The 17,750-nt window shown below is 44.2% G+C and carries 21 protein-coding genes; 11 read left to right on the top strand and 10 right to left on the bottom strand.

The window, feature by feature from the left end; translation table 11 throughout:
• Positions 1–3: 3 nt before the first annotated feature.
• Positions 4–1,017 carry a hypothetical protein gene (locus BEL04_RS13500; protein WP_139113041.1) on the bottom strand — a complete coding sequence of 338 codons (1,014 nt, stop codon included), beginning with the start codon at positions 1,015–1,017 and terminating at the stop codon, positions 4–6.
• Between the two features lie 85 nt (positions 1,018–1,102).
• Between BEL04_RS13500 and BEL04_RS13495 the strand changes: the two genes are divergently transcribed.
• Positions 1,103–1,690 (top strand): thymidine kinase, encoded by a 588-nt coding sequence (locus tag BEL04_RS13495; protein ID WP_066004725.1) that lies wholly within the window; start codon positions 1,103–1,105, stop codon positions 1,688–1,690.
• Here BEL04_RS13495 and BEL04_RS13490 read toward each other — a convergent pair.
• On the bottom strand, positions 1,687–2,040 hold the full coding sequence (locus BEL04_RS13490; RefSeq protein ID WP_066004723.1) for a glyoxalase superfamily protein: 354 nt from the start codon (positions 2,038–2,040) through the stop codon (positions 1,687–1,689). The two genes, BEL04_RS13495 and BEL04_RS13490, sit on opposite strands and share 4 nt — an antisense overlap.
• 87 nt (positions 2,041–2,127) lie before the next feature.
• Positions 2,128–2,493 (bottom strand): hypothetical protein, encoded by a 366-nt coding sequence (locus BEL04_RS13485; protein WP_066004722.1) that lies wholly within the window; start codon positions 2,491–2,493, stop codon positions 2,128–2,130.
• Positions 2,494–2,655: 162 nt separating this feature from the next.
• Between BEL04_RS13485 and BEL04_RS13480 the strand changes: the two genes are divergently transcribed.
• The 4 genes from BEL04_RS13480 (at position 2,656) to BEL04_RS24330 (ending at position 3,835) form a co-directional block, all read left to right on the top strand.
• Positions 2,656–3,000, top strand: coding sequence for a single-stranded DNA-binding protein (locus tag BEL04_RS13480; protein WP_066004721.1), 345 nt, complete (start codon positions 2,656–2,658; stop codon positions 2,998–3,000).
• Positions 3,001–3,103: 103 nt separating this feature from the next.
• Complete coding sequence (locus BEL04_RS13475; RefSeq protein WP_066004719.1) at positions 3,104–3,391, top strand: hypothetical protein; 288 nt, start codon at positions 3,104–3,106, stop codon at positions 3,389–3,391.
• 8 nt (positions 3,392–3,399) lie between these two features.
• Entirely contained in the window at positions 3,400–3,660 is a 261-nt protein-coding gene (locus BEL04_RS13470; RefSeq protein WP_066004717.1) for a hypothetical protein, read from the top strand.
• A gap of 7 nt (positions 3,661–3,667) precedes the next feature.
• Positions 3,668–3,835 (top strand): hypothetical protein, encoded by a 168-nt coding sequence (locus BEL04_RS24330; RefSeq protein ID WP_175404076.1) that lies wholly within the window; start codon positions 3,668–3,670, stop codon positions 3,833–3,835.
• Between the two features lie 12 nt (positions 3,836–3,847).
• Here BEL04_RS24330 and BEL04_RS13465 read toward each other — a convergent pair whose 3' ends face one another.
• The 3 genes from BEL04_RS13465 to BEL04_RS13455 all read right to left on the bottom strand — a co-directional run bounded on the left by BEL04_RS13465 (position 3,848) and on the right by BEL04_RS13455 (position 7,404).
• Positions 3,848–4,555: an SDR family oxidoreductase gene (locus tag BEL04_RS13465; RefSeq protein WP_066004715.1), complete on the bottom strand. Its 708-nt coding sequence runs from the start codon at positions 4,553–4,555 to the stop codon at positions 3,848–3,850.
• A gap of 20 nt (positions 4,556–4,575) precedes the next feature.
• Entirely contained in the window at positions 4,576–6,354 is a 1,779-nt protein-coding gene (locus BEL04_RS13460; RefSeq protein WP_066004710.1) for an aromatic amino acid hydroxylase, read from the bottom strand.
• 105 nt (positions 6,355–6,459) lie between these two features.
• Positions 6,460–7,404 carry a lysylphosphatidylglycerol synthase transmembrane domain-containing protein gene (locus tag BEL04_RS13455; protein ID WP_083227917.1) on the bottom strand — a complete coding sequence of 315 codons (945 nt, stop codon included), beginning with the start codon at positions 7,402–7,404 and terminating at the stop codon, positions 6,460–6,462.
• A 187-nt stretch (positions 7,405–7,591) separates the two neighbouring features.
• On the opposite strand from BEL04_RS13455, the gene BEL04_RS13450 reads away from it, so the two are divergent.
• The 4 genes from BEL04_RS13450 to BEL04_RS13435 all read left to right on the top strand — a co-directional run bounded on the left by BEL04_RS13450 (position 7,592) and on the right by BEL04_RS13435 (position 10,984).
• On the top strand, positions 7,592–8,461 hold the full coding sequence (locus tag BEL04_RS13450) for a carbon-nitrogen hydrolase (protein ID WP_066004707.1): 870 nt from the start codon (positions 7,592–7,594) through the stop codon (positions 8,459–8,461).
• 58 nt (positions 8,462–8,519) lie between these two features.
• A complete protein-coding gene (locus BEL04_RS13445; protein WP_066004705.1) occupies positions 8,520–8,873 on the top strand; it encodes a four helix bundle protein in 354 nt (117 codons plus the stop codon).
• A gap of 8 nt (positions 8,874–8,881) precedes the next feature.
• Positions 8,882–9,940 (top strand): agmatine/peptidylarginine deiminase, encoded by a 1,059-nt coding sequence (locus BEL04_RS13440; protein ID WP_066004699.1) that lies wholly within the window; start codon positions 8,882–8,884, stop codon positions 9,938–9,940.
• Between the two features lie 63 nt (positions 9,941–10,003).
• Complete coding sequence (locus BEL04_RS13435; RefSeq protein ID WP_066004694.1) at positions 10,004–10,984, top strand: type I phosphomannose isomerase catalytic subunit; 981 nt, start codon at positions 10,004–10,006, stop codon at positions 10,982–10,984.
• Between the two features lie 77 nt (positions 10,985–11,061).
• Here BEL04_RS13435 and BEL04_RS13430 read toward each other — a convergent pair whose 3' ends face one another.
• The 4 genes from BEL04_RS13430 to BEL04_RS13415 form a co-directional block, all read right to left on the bottom strand.
• Positions 11,062–11,469, bottom strand: coding sequence for a two-component system response regulator (locus BEL04_RS13430; RefSeq protein ID WP_066004692.1), 408 nt, complete (start codon positions 11,467–11,469; stop codon positions 11,062–11,064).
• A 15-nt stretch (positions 11,470–11,484) separates the two neighbouring features.
• Positions 11,485–13,011 carry a PAS domain-containing protein gene (locus tag BEL04_RS24720; protein ID WP_066004690.1) on the bottom strand — a complete coding sequence of 509 codons (1,527 nt, stop codon included), beginning with the start codon at positions 13,009–13,011 and terminating at the stop codon, positions 11,485–11,487.
• Between the two features lie 473 nt (positions 13,012–13,484).
• A complete protein-coding gene (hppD, locus tag BEL04_RS13420; protein WP_066004688.1) occupies positions 13,485–14,609 on the bottom strand; it encodes a 4-hydroxyphenylpyruvate dioxygenase in 1,125 nt (374 codons plus the stop codon).
• Positions 14,610–14,692: 83 nt separating this feature from the next.
• Positions 14,693–15,868 (bottom strand): homogentisate 1,2-dioxygenase, encoded by a 1,176-nt coding sequence (locus tag BEL04_RS13415; RefSeq protein ID WP_066004683.1) that lies wholly within the window; start codon positions 15,866–15,868, stop codon positions 14,693–14,695.
• Positions 15,869–16,247: 379 nt separating this feature from the next.
• Here BEL04_RS13415 and BEL04_RS13410 point away from each other — a divergent pair, with 379 nt between their 5' ends.
• Both BEL04_RS13410 and BEL04_RS13405 read left to right on the top strand, forming a co-directional pair.
• Positions 16,248–17,261: a fumarylacetoacetate hydrolase family protein gene (locus tag BEL04_RS13410; protein ID WP_066004682.1), complete on the top strand. Its 1,014-nt coding sequence runs from the start codon at positions 16,248–16,250 to the stop codon at positions 17,259–17,261.
• A 60-nt stretch (positions 17,262–17,321) separates the two neighbouring features.
• Positions 17,322–17,738 (top strand): four helix bundle protein, encoded by a 417-nt coding sequence (locus BEL04_RS13405; RefSeq protein ID WP_066004681.1) that lies wholly within the window; start codon positions 17,322–17,324, stop codon positions 17,736–17,738.
• Positions 17,739–17,750 lie beyond the last annotated feature (12 nt).

Below are 17,750 nucleotides of genomic sequence, written 5' to 3'. Positions count from 1 at the left end.
TCATCAGCTAAACCTTCGTCTCAGTAAAGCATAAAACTTCTCTACGGTAGCCTGTTTTTCATCCCAGCTGTTTTTCACCGCATAGTTTGTGCGTAAAAACTTATCGGCTTCTTCAAAACCGCTCATACGGTTTAATATCTCAATAGCTTCGCTGTAGCTTAAGCTGTAACCATGAAACAGATCTTTAACGTAAAGCATCTTATCGTTAAGATTGATAGCCGAACGCAAGTCTTTAATAGGGGGCAACTGCTCAGATATGCGTGTAGTGCCGCTTCTTTGTGCCGATAATATCTGGTTAAGGGTTAGCGGTGGCTTGTTAAAATCGTCCGGAGACTGGCTAACCGGCTCCGGTACAGCGTACGACGGCATTTCGGGCTGCGGGAAATCAGCCACCTGCTCGGTTTCGGTTGGCGTAATCTCCGGCACCGAAAAATGTTCCTCAACTTTCCTAAAAGCCGTATCATCGTCTATTACTTCGTCCCCGGTATAGTTATATTCCTCCCTACTCTCTTCTGCATCTTCATTTTCGTCGGTATAAACGATATCCTCATCCAAAACCAGTTCGTGCCGTATCACCGGTTCCTCGTGCACCGGAGTTTCATGCTCTTCTGCAACAGGAGCCTCAGGCTCATCAACAGGGAGTGCAGGTGGCAGTTCCGGTTCGGGCTCTTGTGTTTGAGTCGCTACTGCTTCTTCGGCAGGTTCAAAATCTGCGTACTCGGGCGTAGGTTCTTTCTTTTCGGGCGCAACACGCACCGGTTGTATTACGGGTTCAAAAAACTTTTCGGTAATGGTTGATGTTTTTTTAACCGTTTGCTTTACGGATTGCGTTTTGAGGGTTTGTTCGTTTATCTTGCGCAGTATCTCGATATGATCGGTTAAAAAATGGCCGTTGGCAACAAATAACTCCAGCTCCAGATCATTAACCGGCTCTTTGGTTTCCTCGATAAACTGGTACTGATCCTGCAGTTCTTTTAATATTACCCCAATTTTCTTTACAATTTCCTGCTGCTTCATAAATCGTAGGCGGTATATAATGTTGGTAAAATCCTCAATCAAAAATACCATTTAATTCTGATATTTGGTGTCAAATAAGGGTAAGATGCTATTTAGCGAAGACGTTTTTAAAAGAAAAAGTGAGTATGGTGGCAGTATTGAATTAATTTGCGGGTCGATGTTTTCGGGTAAAACCGAAGAACTCATACGCCGCCTTCGCCGTGCACAGATAGCAAAACTCAATGTAGAAATATTTAAACCTAAGATCGATGTGCGGTATGACGAAACCGCCGTTGTTTCGCACGATCTGAACTCCATCCACTCCACACCTGTCGAAAACGCCTCATCCATCCTGTTATTAGGTAGTAATACCCAGGTTGTAGGGATTGACGAAGCACAGTTTTTTGATGACGAACTGCCCGAGGTTTGCAATAAGCTGGCCAATAAAGGCATCCGGGTGATCGTGGCCGGCTTGGATATGGATTTTTCGGGCCGGCCTTTCGGACCAATGCCTGCCATTATGGCCATTGCCGAATCGGTAACCAAGGTGCATGCCGTTTGCGTAGTATGCGGTAACCCGGCGCTTTACTCGTACCGTTTGGTAGCCAGCGAAGCCAAAGTACTTTTAGGCGAAAAAGAAAGCTACGAGCCGCGCTGCCGGATTTGCTATAACCTCGATGGCGCGGTACATTAATGCTGGTGCAGGCTCAGGCGGTTACCGTCGGGGTCGGTAACGGCGGCGAAACGGCCCCATGGTGTTTGATCAACCTTGCCAACCTCAATCCCTTTTTCGTTTAATGATTTGATCTCAGCGTCAAGGTCATCCAGCGTTATTACCAAGCCATTAATACAGCCGGGCGTAAGGTTTTCGAACCAGTTTACCAGCGTAATGGTGGTTTGCGCCCCCGGAAAACCCAATTGCACCCAGGTTTGGTTAGGCCCCATTTTATTTTCGACGATCAGATCAAAACCCAACTTAAGATAAAACTCCTTGGCGCGCTGCTGATCGGTTACAGGTATGGAGATGATGCTGATCGTTTTCATAGTTGTTGATTTAATGTAGTTGTGTAAAAGTAAACCTCGTGAAACACTTTTACAACATTACAACCTTCCAACATTCAAACTTTCCAGCTAAACGTCTTTCTCCTCGCGCTTAACCAGCAATATCTCGTCATTATCCAACAACAAATAACCATACTCGTAACAAAAGTTATAAGTGCTGCCGGTTTTGGTCTGATAGATGCTGGTAATATAGTCGAAATCGAAACCTTTGCCCAAAAGCTTTTTGCGCGTGGTTTTGGTTTTACCCGATGGGTTAAGCTCCTCCATAATACGGCGGTTACGTTTAAGCGTATTATTGATATTACGCACCAGGTTATAACTATCGCTGTTGAGCTGGTTGTTGTAATTATTGCGGCACTGGTCGTCGCAAAACTTCTTATCCGACCGGCCGTGCAAAACTGTACCGCAATCCAAACAAAATCTTTCTTCGGGCATAAAATATTCGTTTACATAAAGTTAGGGATTATTTATCCATTTGCAAACGTTTACAAACGAAAGGTAATATTTATAACCGCTTATTATCCGGCTAAGTTTTGATGCCTGCTGCAACTTTGTACTGTCGAATTAAACACGATCATAAATTAAAAAACAGAGTCAATGAGCACATTAAAAAACAGCGTACGCCTGGTAGGTAACCTGGGTACCGATCCCGAAGTAAGAAATTTTGACAACAACCGTAAACTGGTGCGCCTGGCATTAGCCACTAACGAGAACTACAAGAACGACAAAGGCGAGAAGGTAACCGAAACACAGTGGCACAACATTGTGATATGGGGAGCGCAGGCCAAATTCGCCGAAGAGATACTCAGGAAAGGCGACGAGGTAGCCATCGATGGTAAGCTATCCAACAGGCATTATATAGATAAAGACGGTAATAAAAAATACGTAACCGAAATTGTAGCTAACGAGTTTTTAAAGATGAATGCGAGGAAGGTGCAATAGATGGTAAGTAGTCATCCTGAGCCTGTCGGCTTTCTATTTAGCCGACGGGCTCCCCATGACGTTCACATCATAAAATAATTAAAACACAATTACTTATATTTGTATGTACTTAGAAGCAAAAGAAACAACGCGGCTATACAAATTGTTATCTGAAAAATTAGGTGACGATACAACCGACGCAATGTTTAAATACATTGATAATAAAACTGAACGCTCTGTGGAAGCAACGATTAAGACATTAGCTACAAAGGAGGACCTCAATAATGGTCTTGCGAACGTTCGCAAAGAAGCAGCTGATAATAAAGCTGACACAATAAAGTGGATGTTTATTTTTTGGATAGGCCAAATCGGAGTTTTGCTTGCTATTATATTGCTATTTGTTAAAAAATAGAAATATCAATGTCTGAGCTCATTAAGACATTAGCTACAAAGGAAGATATCGCAAGCGTCAGAAGTGACCTTACGAATGGTCTTGCACATGTCAGAGAAGAGATGGCCAGTCTTAATGTGCAGATTCACAAAGAAATGGGGGAACTGAATATAAATATTCGTAAAGATATAAGTGAGAATAAAGCAGAAAGTATCAAATGGATGTTTATATTCTGGATCGGTCAAGTTGGAGCTACATTAGCAATAGTATTTCTATTTTTGAAGAAATAAGGGTACAATGTCAGAACTTATCGATACGATAGCGACAAAAGAAGATGTGACCGGCGAGGTTTCGAGCCTGCGAAAAGATATCCAGGTTACACAAAAGGATGTTTTTAGATGGATGCTCTTTTTTGCCCTATCTCAAACTGCAATATTTGCAGCAATGTTATTGGTACTTTCTTAAATAGCATATCAATTAAGGTGTACTCAAAGCCACCGGGATGATCTTCCCGTTAAAAAACTTATGACCTGTTAAGGCAAAATCGGCAATGTATTTTCCCATCTCAAAAGCCATCACCGGCGACTCGTACCCCGGGAAAGCTTTCTCCAGCATTTCGGTTTGTGCAGAGCCGAGCGCCAGGCAATTCACTTTAATTTGCCTGTCAGCCAGTTCGGCCGCGAGGCATTCGGTTAAAGTGTGCAGGGCAGCCTTGCTTGCCGAATAAGCCGATAACCCCGAAAATTTAGCGCTGCCCTGAAAACCGCCCATGCTGCCAATGTTTACAATATGCGAATTTACACCAATCAGTGGCAATAAAGCCTGGGTAATGCGCACATGGCCCAAAAAGTTGCTCTGTATCATCTCTACAAAATCCCCCTCGAGCAACTCTGCAAACGGTTTATTGATCAGCATACCTGCATTGTTAATCAGGATATCTACACGGCCGTTAAACCGGTCGGCTATAAACTGAACAAGATCATGATAATCGTCGTGTACAATATCAAACGCTATAGGGTATAAAGTACAATTTGGGTTCAAACCCAAAGCAATTTCATGCAGGCGGGCGAGTTTACCTTCCGACCGCGCGAGGGCAATAACCTGATGGTCGCCCGATAGTATCAATTCTAAAACCGCTTCAAATCCAACGCCGCTGCTTGCGCCGGTTATTATAATATTTGCCATTAAAACTAAAGTACAAAAATTTAGTGAGTCACCAACTTTTGCTCTACAGGATGTTGGATGAGGTAAAAACCATCGGTAATCAGTTTCTTTAGTTCGGGTTCTGCGATGATCCTGTTTTCGAGAAAAGTATGTATCTGCTCTGCTGTTTCAGGCAGTGCATGCTCATGATCCAGTATCTCCAGTATCTCTAATGCACACAACCAATCGCCGGGGTGATGCAATTGCAACTGCCGCCAAACATTAGCCAGGATACTATAGTCGGTATGGTTCGTGCGTACCTCGCGCACTTGCTGGTACAGGTGGTGCAGAGCAAGCGTTTTCGAATCGTAAACCGGGTGATGTGTATTGGTTTTGGGTTGGTAGGCTATAGTCTCGAAGGCTTCCTTGTCGGCAGCGCCACAAAATACCGATACGATCTTATCGCCTACAGCCATATCATAAACACCCCATTCGGGTTTAAATAAAATACTTCCATCAGCATCTGTTACTGTACAATCTTCGAAAGTAATGATCTGTATTTTGCCACCTGCCGATGTCATATTTTTCACCTTGCCTTTTATGGTAAGGCCGCTTTCAAAATCCAGCGTGGTGGTTCGGCCAATAACAATATCCATGTTATTCAGCTCGGCTTCGTCAAAATCCTCAAGCGCTTTTGCGTAGCCCGCCAACCTGCCAACAGGCGAGCTAAAGCCATCTTTATGATAATCCTTACCATGGCCGGGTAGTTGCTTATCGCGATAAGCCAGAGCAGTTGGACCAGTAGTTTTGATAAAATACGGCACATCCTTATTTATCTCCTTATCGGTAAACACACCCGATACCTGCAAACCCGAACTGTAAACGGCTGTACAGATATTCTTACTTTCGACAGCCTTTTGCAGCCCGTAGTTTCCGCCCACCCTAAAAGCCATTTTATCCGCAAATTGCTCTAAAACATCAATCAGGTTCTGGAAAGTTGGCGTAACAAAAAGCTGCGGCTGCGGCTTGGTGATATCGTAGCTATAATTGACAGTTTCGGGGCTATACCATAGTTTTTTTACATTGGGCGCCATACAAGTTGAGCTTTCGCCGATGGATGACAGCAGGCCGGCGCCATATATTTTAGGATTTTCCAGCGTACCTATCAGCCCATATTCCACTGTCCACCAGTGCAGGCGGCTCAGCAAAGCCATTTCGGATGGCTCGCCCATATTCTCCTGGCAGTACTCCACCTGTTTTTCGGCGGCTTCGATAGCTTTGGGGTCGGCATCCGGCATTTCTTTCAAAATAGATAATGCACGGATAGCTTCATATAATTCGAAATCCTGGGCCGAGAACATAGCTCTGGCCCCTATCGAACCAAAATAGCTCAGGTATTGGTGGTAGTCCTTATCCGCTATGATAGGCGCATGCCCTGCCGACTCGTGTATGATATCGGGCGCGGGCGTATATTCGATATGCTTTAACTGGCGGATATCGGCAGCTATGACCAGTACCCGGTAAGCCTGGTATTCCATAAAGGCGGCAGGCGGTATAAACCCATCAACTGTAACGGCTCCCCAGCCTATTTTTGCCAGGGCATCATTCATTTCCTGCAGGTTGGGTATCTTCTCGATAGTCAGCCCGGCTTTCTCCAGTCCGGGTATATAGGGGTAGTAAGCTACATCTTTCAGATAGCTGTAATTCTGCCTCATTACGTAGCGCCATACAGCATGATCTACCGGCGTATAATGCTCATAATGCTGATCTACAATGAATTGTTTAAGATGTGTTGGCAAAGCCGCCACCTGCGGGTTATTAAAATCATTAAAATCGCTCATGTTATTTTAGGTAATAACTAACGCGAAATTATGAAATTTAATATTGCAACTAAATTATCTGTTGATATTTAATTTGGACTTTACAACGAAATAACAATTATTTGATTACGCATTTGTTTCGGTAGGTTTTTCGCTTTTTGGCAAGCCATCTTCCAAACGCTTTGGGCGGATAACGTAGTATATCCCCAAAAGGGCAACAATTAACGAAATAATGTAAAACGTACCAGGCAGGAAAACCGCCAGCGATTTTTCCATCGGAAACCATTTGGTTAAATAGGTAAACACCGTTTCACGGATACCGGCGCCGCCAACGCTGATCGGGATAATGGTGGCTAAAGCCGATATCAGGAATGACAGCAGATAGGGTGAGAACTTACCGGTAAAATCCTGCCCTATGAGCACAAAAACAATAGCGATTACCTGGAATCCCTGTACGAAAATGGCTTTTAGGTGCGCCTCGAAAAAGTACCGGGTATACTCGCGGAAAAACTTGTAGGCCACAAAATAATAGATCGCCGATGCGGCTGCAAATATACCTAAAGGTATGCCGATATGGATATCGATCTGCGGGATCAAAAATATCAGGCCGACGGTGATCAGGCCGATCGCCCAAAGGCCGCTCAGCCTGTCGAACATAATGGCCCAGAACACCTTTTTTGCAGGCAGGTTATAATTTTTATGCAGCAGGTATATTTTATAACCATCGCCGCCGATACCTCCCGGAAGGATAAAATTATAGAACAACCCCAACAGGTATAAACGAAAATTAAATTTAGGGTTAAGCTTTAATCCTATCGACTTAAAAAAACTAATCAAGCGCCACGAGGAAACGATCATCGATATAAAAAAACTGATCAGCGCGGCCAGCATCCACCAGTAATTGGCATGCAGCAGCCGGTACTTTACATCGGCAAAAGGCACCTTACGGAACACGAAGTACAACAGCACTACGGTTACAGCTATTTTGAGGATAGTTTTGGTGGCCGTCCAGAGCTTATCCTTTAAAGTTTTAGGCTCGTGGTACTCTACGGTTTCTTCAATTTCTGTCATGCGCGGCAAAGATAGCAATTTAGCGATTAGTTAGTGGGCAACGGCCTTTAGATGATTAAACTGTTACATAGTTTAGTTGTTGTAACTCATTGCGATTAATTATGACCGGGCGATTAAAAATCAATTCGGGCAAAGCATATCCAGGTAAAATGAAAACCGTATTTTTGCGGCAAATATTGAAAGCGGTATGTCTAAAGTAAACGTTGGATTAGTGCAGATGACCTGCACGGCAAATAAACCCGAAAACCTGGCCAAAGCAATAAGCAAGGTTAAGGAAGCGGCTAAAAAAGGCGCCCAGGTTGTGTGCCTGCAGGAGCTGTTCACGTCGCTGTATTTTTGCGATGTGGAAGATCATGATAACTTCCAACTGGCCGAAACTATCCCCGGCCCATCGACAGATGAGCTGAGCAGGGTTGCTGCCGAATTAGGCGTAGTGATCATCGCTTCGCTTTTCGAAAAACGCGCGCAGGGCTTGTACCACAATACCACCGCGGTTATTGATGCTGATGGCCAATACTTAGGTAAATACCGCAAAATGCACATACCGGATGATCCGGGTTTTTACGAGAAATTTTATTTCACTCCCGGCGATTTGGGCTACAAGGTTTTCAAAACCAAATTTGCTACTATCGGCGTGCTCATCTGCTGGGATCAATGGTATCCTGAAGCAGCACGCATTACCGCGTTGATGGGCGCCGAAATATTATTCTACCCAACTGCTATCGGCTGGGCCTTAACGCAGGATGAAGCCACCAATGTAGAGCAATACAACGCATGGCAAACCATACAACGTTCGCATGCGGTAGCCAATGGCGTGCATGTGGTAAGCGTTAATCGTGTGGGCGAGGAAGCGGGCGTAAAATTCTGGGGCGGCTCGTTTGTGGCCAATCCGTTCGGCACGGTAATGTACCAGGCATCGCATGATAACGAAGAGGTAATACTGCAAGAACTTGATCTGCAAAAAACAGATTACTATCGTACGCACTGGCCGTTTCTGCGTGATCGCCGTATAGATTCATATCAGCCGATCACCAAAAGACTAATTGATGAGGAGTAATCAGTCCATAGTCGATAGACCATGGTCCATAGCCAACCACAATTAAAAATATTATAGAATGGCATTCAAATTTGAAAGTCTGCAGGTGTGGCACAAAGCCTTAGATCTGACTGATGAGATTCATGTTTTGACAAAGAAAAAATTCCCAAAGAATGAGTTGTTTATTTTAACATCACAAATCAAAAGAGCTGCTGATTCTGTTGTATTAAATATCGCGGAAGGCTCTACGGGACAAACTGATGCCGTCTTTAAAACATTTTTGGGTTATTCGTTACGATCTGGGATAGAAGTAGTTTCCTGTTTATTTATCGCAAAACGTAGGGCCTACCTTGCTGAGGATGACTTTCAGAGATTGTATAATGAATATGAGGCCCTTTCAAAAATGATCACAGCTTTACGAAACTCTTTATAAGTTTTACTATGGACTATGGACTATGGACTATGGACTCTCCCACTAGAGCAGGATATCACTTCCCCGCCGAATGGGCACCGCACACTGCTACCTGGCTGAGCTGGCCGCACAAGGAGGAATCATGGCCGGGTAAGATCGAGACGATCTATAAGCCTTATTGCGAATTCATTAAAATATTGACCGAGGGTGAACTGATTCGCATCAACGTGAAGGATGTCGAAATGGAAGCCTTCGCGAAAAGCGAGTTAGCCAAGGTAGGTGCCGATTTGAGTAAGGTTGAATTTTTCCATTTCCCGACAAACGATGCCTGGTGCCGCGATCATGGCCCGGCGTTTTTAATCAATACCGAAACCAAACAAAAAGCTATTGTCGATTGGGGGTACAACGCCTGGGGTGATAAGTATCCGCCATATGACCTGGATGATGTCATCCCGACCAAAATTGGCGAACATTTTAATCTGCCGGTTTACCATCCCGGTATCGTGATGGAAGGCGGTTCGGTAGATTTTAATGGTGAAGGCACTTTGCTGACCAGCACTGCCTGTTTACTGAACGAGAACCGCAACCCGCATCTCAACCAGCCACAGATTGAGGAATACCTGAAAAACTACTACGGCGTACAGCAAATTTTATGGCTGGGCGATGGCATAGTTGGCGATGACACCGATGGCCACATCGACGATATCACCCGTTTTGTAAACACCAATACAGTAGTTACCGTGGTTGAAGAAAATAAGCACGACGAGAACTACCACATCCTGCAGGAAAACCTGCAAATGCTGCGCGAGTTTAAACTGTTGAATGGCGAGCCGCTCAATATTATCGAGTTGCCAATGCCTTCGCCGGTGGTTTATGACGGGCAGCGTTTACCGGCATCGTACGCTAATTTCTATATCGGTAATGCGGCTGTTGTTGTGCCCACCTATCGTGACAAAAATGACGAGAAAGCATTGGAAATTTTACGTGCCTGTTTCCCGGACAGGAAGGTTGTAGGAATCGATTCGACGGATATCATCTGGGGATTGGGCAGTTTTCATTGCTTAAGCCAACAGGAGCCTGCTGTTTAATTAAACTTATTACCCCTGGTTTTGTTATAAACTCATAAATTCGGCAAACATTTAACCATCATCATGACTGCACTATATCCGTTAAAATTCAAATCCATTTATAAAGACAAAATTTGGGGTGGCCAAAAGATCAAAACCTATTTGGGCAAAGATTTTGGCAACTTACCCAACTGCGGCGAAACCTGGGAAATATCGGGTGTAAAAACAGATGTGTCGGTAGTGGATGGCGGCGCGCTGGATGGAGAATCGTTAGCAGATTTGCTGGAACAATATAAAGGCGAACTTGTCGGCAAAAAGATCTATGCGCATTTTGGTAACATCTTCCCGTTACTGGTAAAGTTTATCGACGCGAACGACTGGCTTTCCATCCAGGTACACCCTAACGATGAGCTGGCAAAAAAGCGTCATAACTCGTTCGGCAAAACCGAGATGTGGTACATTATCGAGTCGGACCCGGGTTCAACACTGATAGCCGGTTTTAACCAGCAGATTGACGAAAAGACCTATCTCGAAAAGCTGAACAGCGGGCATTTGATGGATATTCTGAATGTGGAAACTGCCGATGCGGGCGATACCTTTTTTTTACCGGCAGGCCGCGTACATACCATTGGCAAAGGTTTGTTACTGGCCGAAATTCAGCAAACGTCGGATATTACCTACCGCATTTATGATTTTGACCGCGTTGACGACCAAGGCAACAAACGCGAACTGCATACGCAGGAAGCGCTTGCTGCTTTAGATTATAAAGTATATCCCGATTATAAAACCCAATACACGCCAAAAGTTAACGAGGATGTACACCTGGTAACCTGCCCGTACTTTACCACCAACGTGATGGATTTTACGCACGGCACGAGTAAGGACTATTCGGCCCTCGATTCGTTTGTAATACATGTTTGTGTTGCCGGCGCTTATACCCTGGTTTGCAACGGCGAAAGCTACGATGTAAAAATGGGCGAATGTATTTTGTTGCCAAAAGTGATCGACCAGGTTGAGCTTAAAACTACCGGAGGTTTTAAAATCCTGGAAAGCTATATTGAATAGTGAGCAGTGAGTGGTCAGTAGCGAGTGATTGTTAGTCGGCTAAATTACTCACCATTTACTACTCGCAACTCACCATCTTATGCTGCCATATTGAACAGCTCGATCAGCTTATTGGGGCTAACCGGCTTTATTAAATAGTCTGAAACATCCGAAATACTTTTTGCGCGATCAATATCTTCGTTGCTGATTGAGGAGCTGATCATATAAACTGTGATTTTTTTCCCCAACTGGGGTTTAATTTTCACATAATTGTCCATAAAATCCCAGCCGTCCATCACCGGCATGTTAATATCAAGAAAGATAATATCAGGAAGAGTTGCCTGATTCTCGGGGTTGGCCAAAAAATCTATCGCCAGCTTACCGTTCTCAAATTCGATCAGATTGGGGCACAATTGTTTGATGCTGATCAGTTTTTTAAGGCCGTACACATAAATCTTATCGTCATCAATTACACAAACGGTCTTAATATTTTCCGAAAAGGTCATTACAGTTAGTTAAAATTACACTAACCTTATTGTAAATTTTGTGCCAACATTTACCGTACTTTCAACGGTGATGGTGCCACCCAGCGATTCTATCTGGTTACGGGTGATGAACAAGCCTATACCCTTTGCATTGGTGTTTTGATGAAAGGTTTTGTACATGCCGAAAACTTTGTCGGCATGTTTGGTCAGATCGATACCGGAGCCATTATCTTCAAAGGTTATATACGGGCGGCCTTCTTCAATATAGCTATTGCAAACAATACGGGGGCTGCGCCCAGGCTGGCGGTATTTTAACGAGTTTGTTAACAGGTTTAAAAATATACTTTCGAGGTAAGCTGGTATGTAGTTTACAACCGGGCAGGCCGAAAAATCGCAGCAGATGATGGCCTTGGTATCGGAGATATTGGTATCCAAAGCATTCTGGGTGTTTTTAAAAACAAGAGCAAGGTCTACAGGTTTAAGCTCCTTGTTTATTTCGGTCTGTATTTTTACGATCTCATTGAGGTGATCGATTGTAGTGGCCAGGCTTTCGCTGATAGAGCGGATGTTGTTAAATATCTCCTGACGGTCGTCAACAGAGATATCCTCTTCAAAAATGTTCACCATGAACTGCAGGTTGCCCGAATGCGACCGCAGATTATGTGATACGATGTGCGCAAAGTTTTGCAGCCTTTTGTTCTGTTCGCTTAATATATCAAGCGAGGCTTGCAGGTTAAGCTCTTTAGTTTTAATCTCATTAATATCCTGAAAAATCCCCCTGATAGTAACGCATTTACCTTCATCATTAATAACGGGTATGCCTTTTACGCGCAACCAGGTAGGGCCATTCTCCGCCGGACGAAATCTGAGCTCGAGGTCAAAAGGCTTGCAAAGCTCTGCCGCATCACGAACCGCATTAATGATTAACTGATGTTGGTCATCCTCAAAAAACTGAAGAACTTTGCCCAGATCAACAGATGATGTTGATGGAATATTGTCGAGCTCAGAGATTTCCTGCGACCAGCTCACCTGGCTGGTATCGTTATTGAGCTCCCAGCCGCCGATATTAGCAATCTTATTGGTTTCGGCCAGTATGAACTGATTTTTTTTAAGCTCAAGTTCATAACGCTTCTTCTGGTCGATGTCGGTTACAGCTCCGATCATTTTCAACAGTTTGCCGTTTTCATCGGGCCAGGCCTTACCCGAGCTCTCAAACCAGCAATAGCCATTATGCTTGGTCAGCATCCTGAATTCAACTTTGTAAACGGATGCGTCGATCAAATGATTTTTGAACGCATTGTAAACCAGTTCACGCTCGTCGGGATGTACCAGGTGATTGATAAAAAAATTATAGCTTTGTTCGATCTCACCGTAATCGTAACCTAATAATTCACAAAACTTGGGCGACCACCAGGCCTCATTAGTAACAATATTGCGCTCCCAGAGACCGGTGTTTGTGCTTTCTAAAAGATTAAGCAATTGCTCATTAGCCAAATAATGATCAGCATTTGAATCGTTGCCCGTATTTCTGTCAGCTAAGCTTATATTTATCTTTTCCGGCATTCCCGTCGGTCACTAATTGTTTTTCTTTAATAGGTTTATGCTATTGTTATGCTAAGGACAATATCCTTGCTTCTCCACGTTAAAACCAGCGATATCCGAATGGTTTTAATTGCAGACATTTATGCACAAAACATTTTCACCCCGGTTTTCTCAGTACCGGGTTCTAAAATTACATTGGTATCCTTAGTTCATATCAGTTAACGCCGGCAGCATTTGAGATATGCTTATGACGGTTTGCACAACTATTTATATAATCGGCGGATAAAAATAAAAAAAAAGCGGGAATATATTATAGTACTTTAATGATAATCAACAGTTTATTTAACAACCGGTTAAACAATCGATTGCTTTATAATATTTACGCCACGGCAAGTTAATATTTACTGCACCTGCTATTGATTATATTTTATTACAAAGCCGGGTTGCACCCGGCTTTGTAATATGATGTATATCTTAATTTAATTATCCGGCATCTACAGGTTGCCCCGCAAGTCCTGTTCGTGTTCTATAGCTTCAAATAAAGCTTTAAAATTACCCGCCCCGAACGACTTTGCCCCCTTGCGCTGAATGATCTCGAAAAACACGGTTGGCCTGTCTTCAACCGGTTTGGTAAATATCTGCAACAGGTACCCCTCATCATCACGGTCGACCAGGATGCCCAACCGTTTTAAAGGCTCCACATCCTCGTCGATCTGGCCTACACGATCCAATAATTCATCATAATAGGTAGTAGGTACGGTCAGGAATTCGATACCGCGGCTTTGCAGTTCGGTCACGGTTTTCACGATATCATGCGTAGCCAAAGCCAGGTGCTGCACACCTTCTCCTTCATAAAACTCCAGGTATTCTTCTATCTGGCTTTTCTTTTTGCCTTCGGCCGGCTCGTTTATCGGGAACTTCACAAAACCGTTGCCGTTACTCATCACCTTGCTCATCAGCGCGGAGTATTCGGTCGAGATCATTTTGTCATCAAAGGTGAGAATGTTTTTAAAGCCCAGAATATCTTCATAAAAATTAACCCACTGGTTCATTTTGTTCCAGCCAACATTACCTACACAGTGATCTACATACAGCAAACCGGTAGTTTCGGGATTGTACGTTGATTCCCATTTCTGATAACCGGGCAAAAACGGACCGTTATAATTTTTGCGTTCGACGAACAGGTGCACGGTTTCGCCGTAAAGGCAGATACCGCTTGTACGTACTTCGCCATGCTCGTCGGTTAAAGTTTGCGGTTGCTGATAGGGTATGGCGCCGCGGCCCACAGTCTGTTCAAAAGCATCGTAAGCGTCATCCACCCAAAGCGCAAGTATCTTTACACCGTCGCCATGTTTTTTGATATGCTCGGCAATGGGGTGATCTGAATGCATGGGGCTGGTGAGTACCAACCTGATCTTGCCCTGCTGTAATACGTACGATGCCCTGTCGCGCACGCCGGTTTCGGGGCCTGCATACGCTATGCTCTGAAAGCCGAAAGCCGTTTTATAAAAATGAGCTGCCTGCTTGGCATTACCTACGTAAAACTCAACATGATCTGTACCGTTCAGCGGTAAAAAATCGGCAGTAGCCTGTTTATTCTCTAAAATTTGTGGTTGCATTTTTTTGTGTTGTAATGTTGAAACGTTTTAATGTTAGCCCCCTCTAAATCTCCCCCGGATGGGGAGACTTTTTAAAGCCCTCCCTACTGGGGAGGGTTTGGGTGGGGCTCCCAGCTCTTATAATAATTTTCGTCTTCTATTTTAACGGCTTCTTCGGTGATCATCAGCGGGTGGAACGGATCGATCATGACAGCCAGTTCTTCTGTTTTTTCTTTACCGATTGATTTTTCGACGGTACCCGGGTGCGGCCCGTGCGGTATACCGCCGGGATGCAGCGTAATCTGGCCTTTCACTACACTTTTACGGCTCATAAAATCACCGTCGACATAATACAGCACTTCGTCGCTATCCACATTGCTGTGGTTGTATGGTGCAGGGATCGAATCGGGATGATAGTCATACTTCCTTGGCACAAATGAGCAGATCACAAAGTTATTACCCTCAAAAGTTTGGTGTACGGGTGGCGGTTGGTGCACACGGCCGGTTATCGGTTCAAAATCGTGTATCGAAAACGCCCATGGGTAATGAAAACCGTCCCAGCCGATAAAGTCGAAAGGATGCGTACCATAGATATAAGGATAGATCAATCCCTGCTTTTTGATCAATATTTTAAAGTCGCCCTTTTTATCGTGCGTCTGCAGGTTTTCGGGCCGTTTGATATCGCGCTCGCAGTAAGGCGAATGCTCCATTAATTGCCCGTAGCTGTTGCGGTAGCGTTTTGGCGGGCGTATGGGGCTAAAGCTTTCGACGATGAACAGCCGGTTATCTTCGCTATCAAATTCCAACTGATAAATAGTTCCGCGTGGCACAACCAGGTAATCGCCATATTCGAATTTGATGTCGCCGAAACCGGTTTTTAACGTGCCTGAGCCAACGTGGATAAAAATCACTTCATCCGCCTGGGCATTCTTAAAAAAATAATCGGTCATACTTTTACGCGGCGCAGCCAGCGAGATATGCAGATCGCTGTTCACCAAAACCGGTTTGCGGCTTTGCAGGTAATCGTCCTCTGGCTTTACATTAAAACCAATCAGGCTGGTATGCTTCAGGTGCTTCGCCCTCGCAATTTTAGGTTCGACGGAATATGGTTCACCCAGTTCTTTTACGATAGTCGGCGGGTAGCAATGGTACACCAGCGAGTACAGGCTCGAAAAGCCCTCGGTCGAAACCAGTTCTTCGGCGTAAAGCTCGCCATCGGGTTTTCGGAAAACCGTGTGCCGCTTATGCGGGATAGTGCCTAATGTATGATATATGGGCATGATACTTTTTGTTTAAAAAGTTGAAATGTTTGAACATTGTAAGGTTTGAAAGTTCCTTTTTGTTGGAACGCAGGGAGTGTTGGAATGTTAGTTAAGGCCAACTTTTCAACCTTACAACATTTCAACATAAAATAATTAAAGCGAGTATTGGGCAAGCACGATCTTCGCCAGCATGGCATCGCGGAACGAAACGGCTACATTATGCCAGATCTCCTGGTGAAGGTATCGGTACTTATCGGCTTTCATTGCTAATTGGTATAACAAATTTAAACCTTATTAGTTTAGTATGCAAGCATAATTTTATAACGCATTTTGCTATGGCGCTAATATTTTATTTGTTTAGATTTGATCAACCTTTTTAAACCAAATAACAGACCTTATGAAGTTAGTTTCGTATAAAACAGAAGACGAAGAGCACCTCGGCGTTTTTATAAACGGGCATATCTATAACCTGCACTCGTGCGATAAACTGATACCCGATAACATGCGCGATTTTTTGTTCGAGGGAGAAGAACTGATGGAGCATGCCAAGCGCGTCCACCGCGACATACGATCGGGTAAACTGGTGGCCCGGCAGGAAGTTTTTTATGAGCTGATAGCCCCGGTACCCCACCCCACCTCCTGCCGCGATGGCTATGCTTTCCGTCAGCATGTGGCTGCCGCACGCCGCAACCGCAAAGTGCCCATGATCGAGGAGTTTGACCAATATCCTGTTTTTTACTTTACTAATCATAACAGCATACAAGGCCCCGGCGATATCCGCTGCATGCCCGATCATTTTAACAAGCTCGATTTTGAACTGGAAGTGGCTGTTGTACTTAATAAAAAAGGCCGCAATATCAGGGCTCACGAAGCCGACGAATATATTGCCGGTTTTATGGTAATGAACGATATGAGCGCCCGCACCCTGCAAATGGAAGAAATGCTGCTTAACCTTGGCCCGGCAAAAGGCAAGGATTTTTCGACCGTGATTGGCCCCTGGCTGGTTACGCCAGATGAGCTGACGCAATACAGGGTCGCCCCCAGGGAAGGCCATACCGGCAACGCTTACGACCTGAAAATGAAATGCTGGGTGAATGGCAACCAGGTTTCGCAAGGTACAATGGCCGATATGGATTGGACCTTTGCCGAGATCATCGAGCGCGCTTCGTACGGTTGTGATGTATTGCCTGGTGATGTGATCGGTTCGGGCACTGTAGGCACCGGATGCTTTTTAGAGTTGAACGGCACCGGCTTATTAAACGATCCGGATTATAAGGTACAATGGCTGCAACCCGGCGATATTGTTGAGATGGAGGTGACCGGACTCGGTGTGTTGAGCAACACGATTATTAAAGAACAAACCGATTGGTCGATTTTGGATCAGAAAAAGACAAGTGTTGAAACGTTGTAATGTTTAAAAGTTAAAAGGTTAATCGTCATTTTTCAACTACTAATTCGATTAAAGTTATTTATGGCTAAAGTTGACGGGTTTGAAGACCTTGATATATGGAAAATAGCGATAGGAATAGCCGTTGATGTTTATCTCTTATGCGATTCTGAGCCATTAAAATCAGACTGGGGGATGAAGGATCAAATAAGACGGGCAGTTTGCTCCTTGTCTGATAATATTGCGGAAGGATTTGAATACAATAATAACGCCGACTTTATTCGTTTCTTAGTTTACGCGAAAGGCTCAGCGGGAGAATTTAGAAGTGAGCCGACGATTCTAAAACTTGCCGGAAAAATCAAACCTGAAATCGCTGATGAGCTTTCTATACGGAGTGTTGAGTTTTCGGCCAAAACGAAAACATTGATCGATTATCTGAAGAAGTTTGAAAAAGAAAAGAAGAAAGACAGATCTAAAAGTCACAAGTCAGAAACAGCTTGAAAAACAACATTC

The sequence above is a fragment of the Mucilaginibacter sp. PPCGB 2223 genome, from assembly GCF_001705515.1.
In the GTDB taxonomy this organism is placed as follows: domain Bacteria; phylum Bacteroidota; class Bacteroidia; order Sphingobacteriales; family Sphingobacteriaceae; genus Mucilaginibacter.
Note: the sequence above shows the minus strand (reverse complement) of the source record. Positions and strands in the feature narration are given on the sequence as shown.

Coding starts and splice junctions, on each gene's coding strand:
- BEL04_RS13500 (WP_139113041.1), bottom strand. CDS start 1,017: ATGAAGCAGCAGGAAATTGTAAAGAAAATTGGGGTAATATTAAAAGAA.
- BEL04_RS13410 (WP_066004682.1), top strand. CDS start 16,248: ATGAAGTTAGTTTCGTATAAAACAGAAGACGAAGAGCACCTCGGCGTT.
- BEL04_RS13480 (WP_066004721.1), top strand. CDS start 2,656: ATGAGCACATTAAAAAACAGCGTACGCCTGGTAGGTAACCTGGGTACC.
- BEL04_RS13495 (WP_066004725.1), top strand. CDS start 1,103: ATGCTATTTAGCGAAGACGTTTTTAAAAGAAAAAGTGAGTATGGTGGC.
- BEL04_RS13445 (WP_066004705.1), top strand. CDS start 8,520: ATGGCATTCAAATTTGAAAGTCTGCAGGTGTGGCACAAAGCCTTAGAT.
- BEL04_RS24720 (WP_066004690.1), bottom strand. CDS start 13,011: ATGCCGGAAAAGATAAATATAAGCTTAGCTGACAGAAATACGGGCAAC.
- BEL04_RS13465 (WP_066004715.1), bottom strand. CDS start 4,555: ATGGCAAATATTATAATAACCGGCGCAAGCAGCGGCGTTGGATTTGAA.
- BEL04_RS13450 (WP_066004707.1), top strand. CDS start 7,592: ATGTCTAAAGTAAACGTTGGATTAGTGCAGATGACCTGCACGGCAAAT.
- BEL04_RS13470 (WP_066004717.1), top strand. CDS start 3,400: ATGTCTGAGCTCATTAAGACATTAGCTACAAAGGAAGATATCGCAAGC.
- BEL04_RS13485 (WP_066004722.1), bottom strand. CDS start 2,493: ATGCCCGAAGAAAGATTTTGTTTGGATTGCGGTACAGTTTTGCACGGC.
- BEL04_RS13460 (WP_066004710.1), bottom strand. CDS start 6,354: ATGAGCGATTTTAATGATTTTAATAACCCGCAGGTGGCGGCTTTGCCA.
- BEL04_RS13435 (WP_066004694.1), top strand. CDS start 10,004: ATGACTGCACTATATCCGTTAAAATTCAAATCCATTTATAAAGACAAA.
- BEL04_RS13490 (WP_066004723.1), bottom strand. CDS start 2,040: ATGAAAACGATCAGCATCATCTCCATACCTGTAACCGATCAGCAGCGC.
- BEL04_RS13440 (WP_066004699.1), top strand. CDS start 8,882: ATGGACTATGGACTATGGACTATGGACTCTCCCACTAGAGCAGGATAT.
- BEL04_RS13455 (WP_083227917.1), bottom strand. CDS start 7,404: ATGACAGAAATTGAAGAAACCGTAGAGTACCACGAGCCTAAAACTTTA.
- hppD (WP_066004688.1), bottom strand. CDS start 14,609: ATGCAACCACAAATTTTAGAGAATAAACAGGCTACTGCCGATTTTTTA.
- BEL04_RS13415 (WP_066004683.1), bottom strand. CDS start 15,868: ATGCCCATATATCATACATTAGGCACTATCCCGCATAAGCGGCACACG.
- BEL04_RS13475 (WP_066004719.1), top strand. CDS start 3,104: ATGTACTTAGAAGCAAAAGAAACAACGCGGCTATACAAATTGTTATCT.
- BEL04_RS24330 (WP_175404076.1), top strand. CDS start 3,668: ATGTCAGAACTTATCGATACGATAGCGACAAAAGAAGATGTGACCGGC.
- BEL04_RS13405 (WP_066004681.1), top strand. CDS start 17,322: ATGGCTAAAGTTGACGGGTTTGAAGACCTTGATATATGGAAAATAGCG.
- BEL04_RS13430 (WP_066004692.1), bottom strand. CDS start 11,469: ATGACCTTTTCGGAAAATATTAAGACCGTTTGTGTAATTGATGACGAT.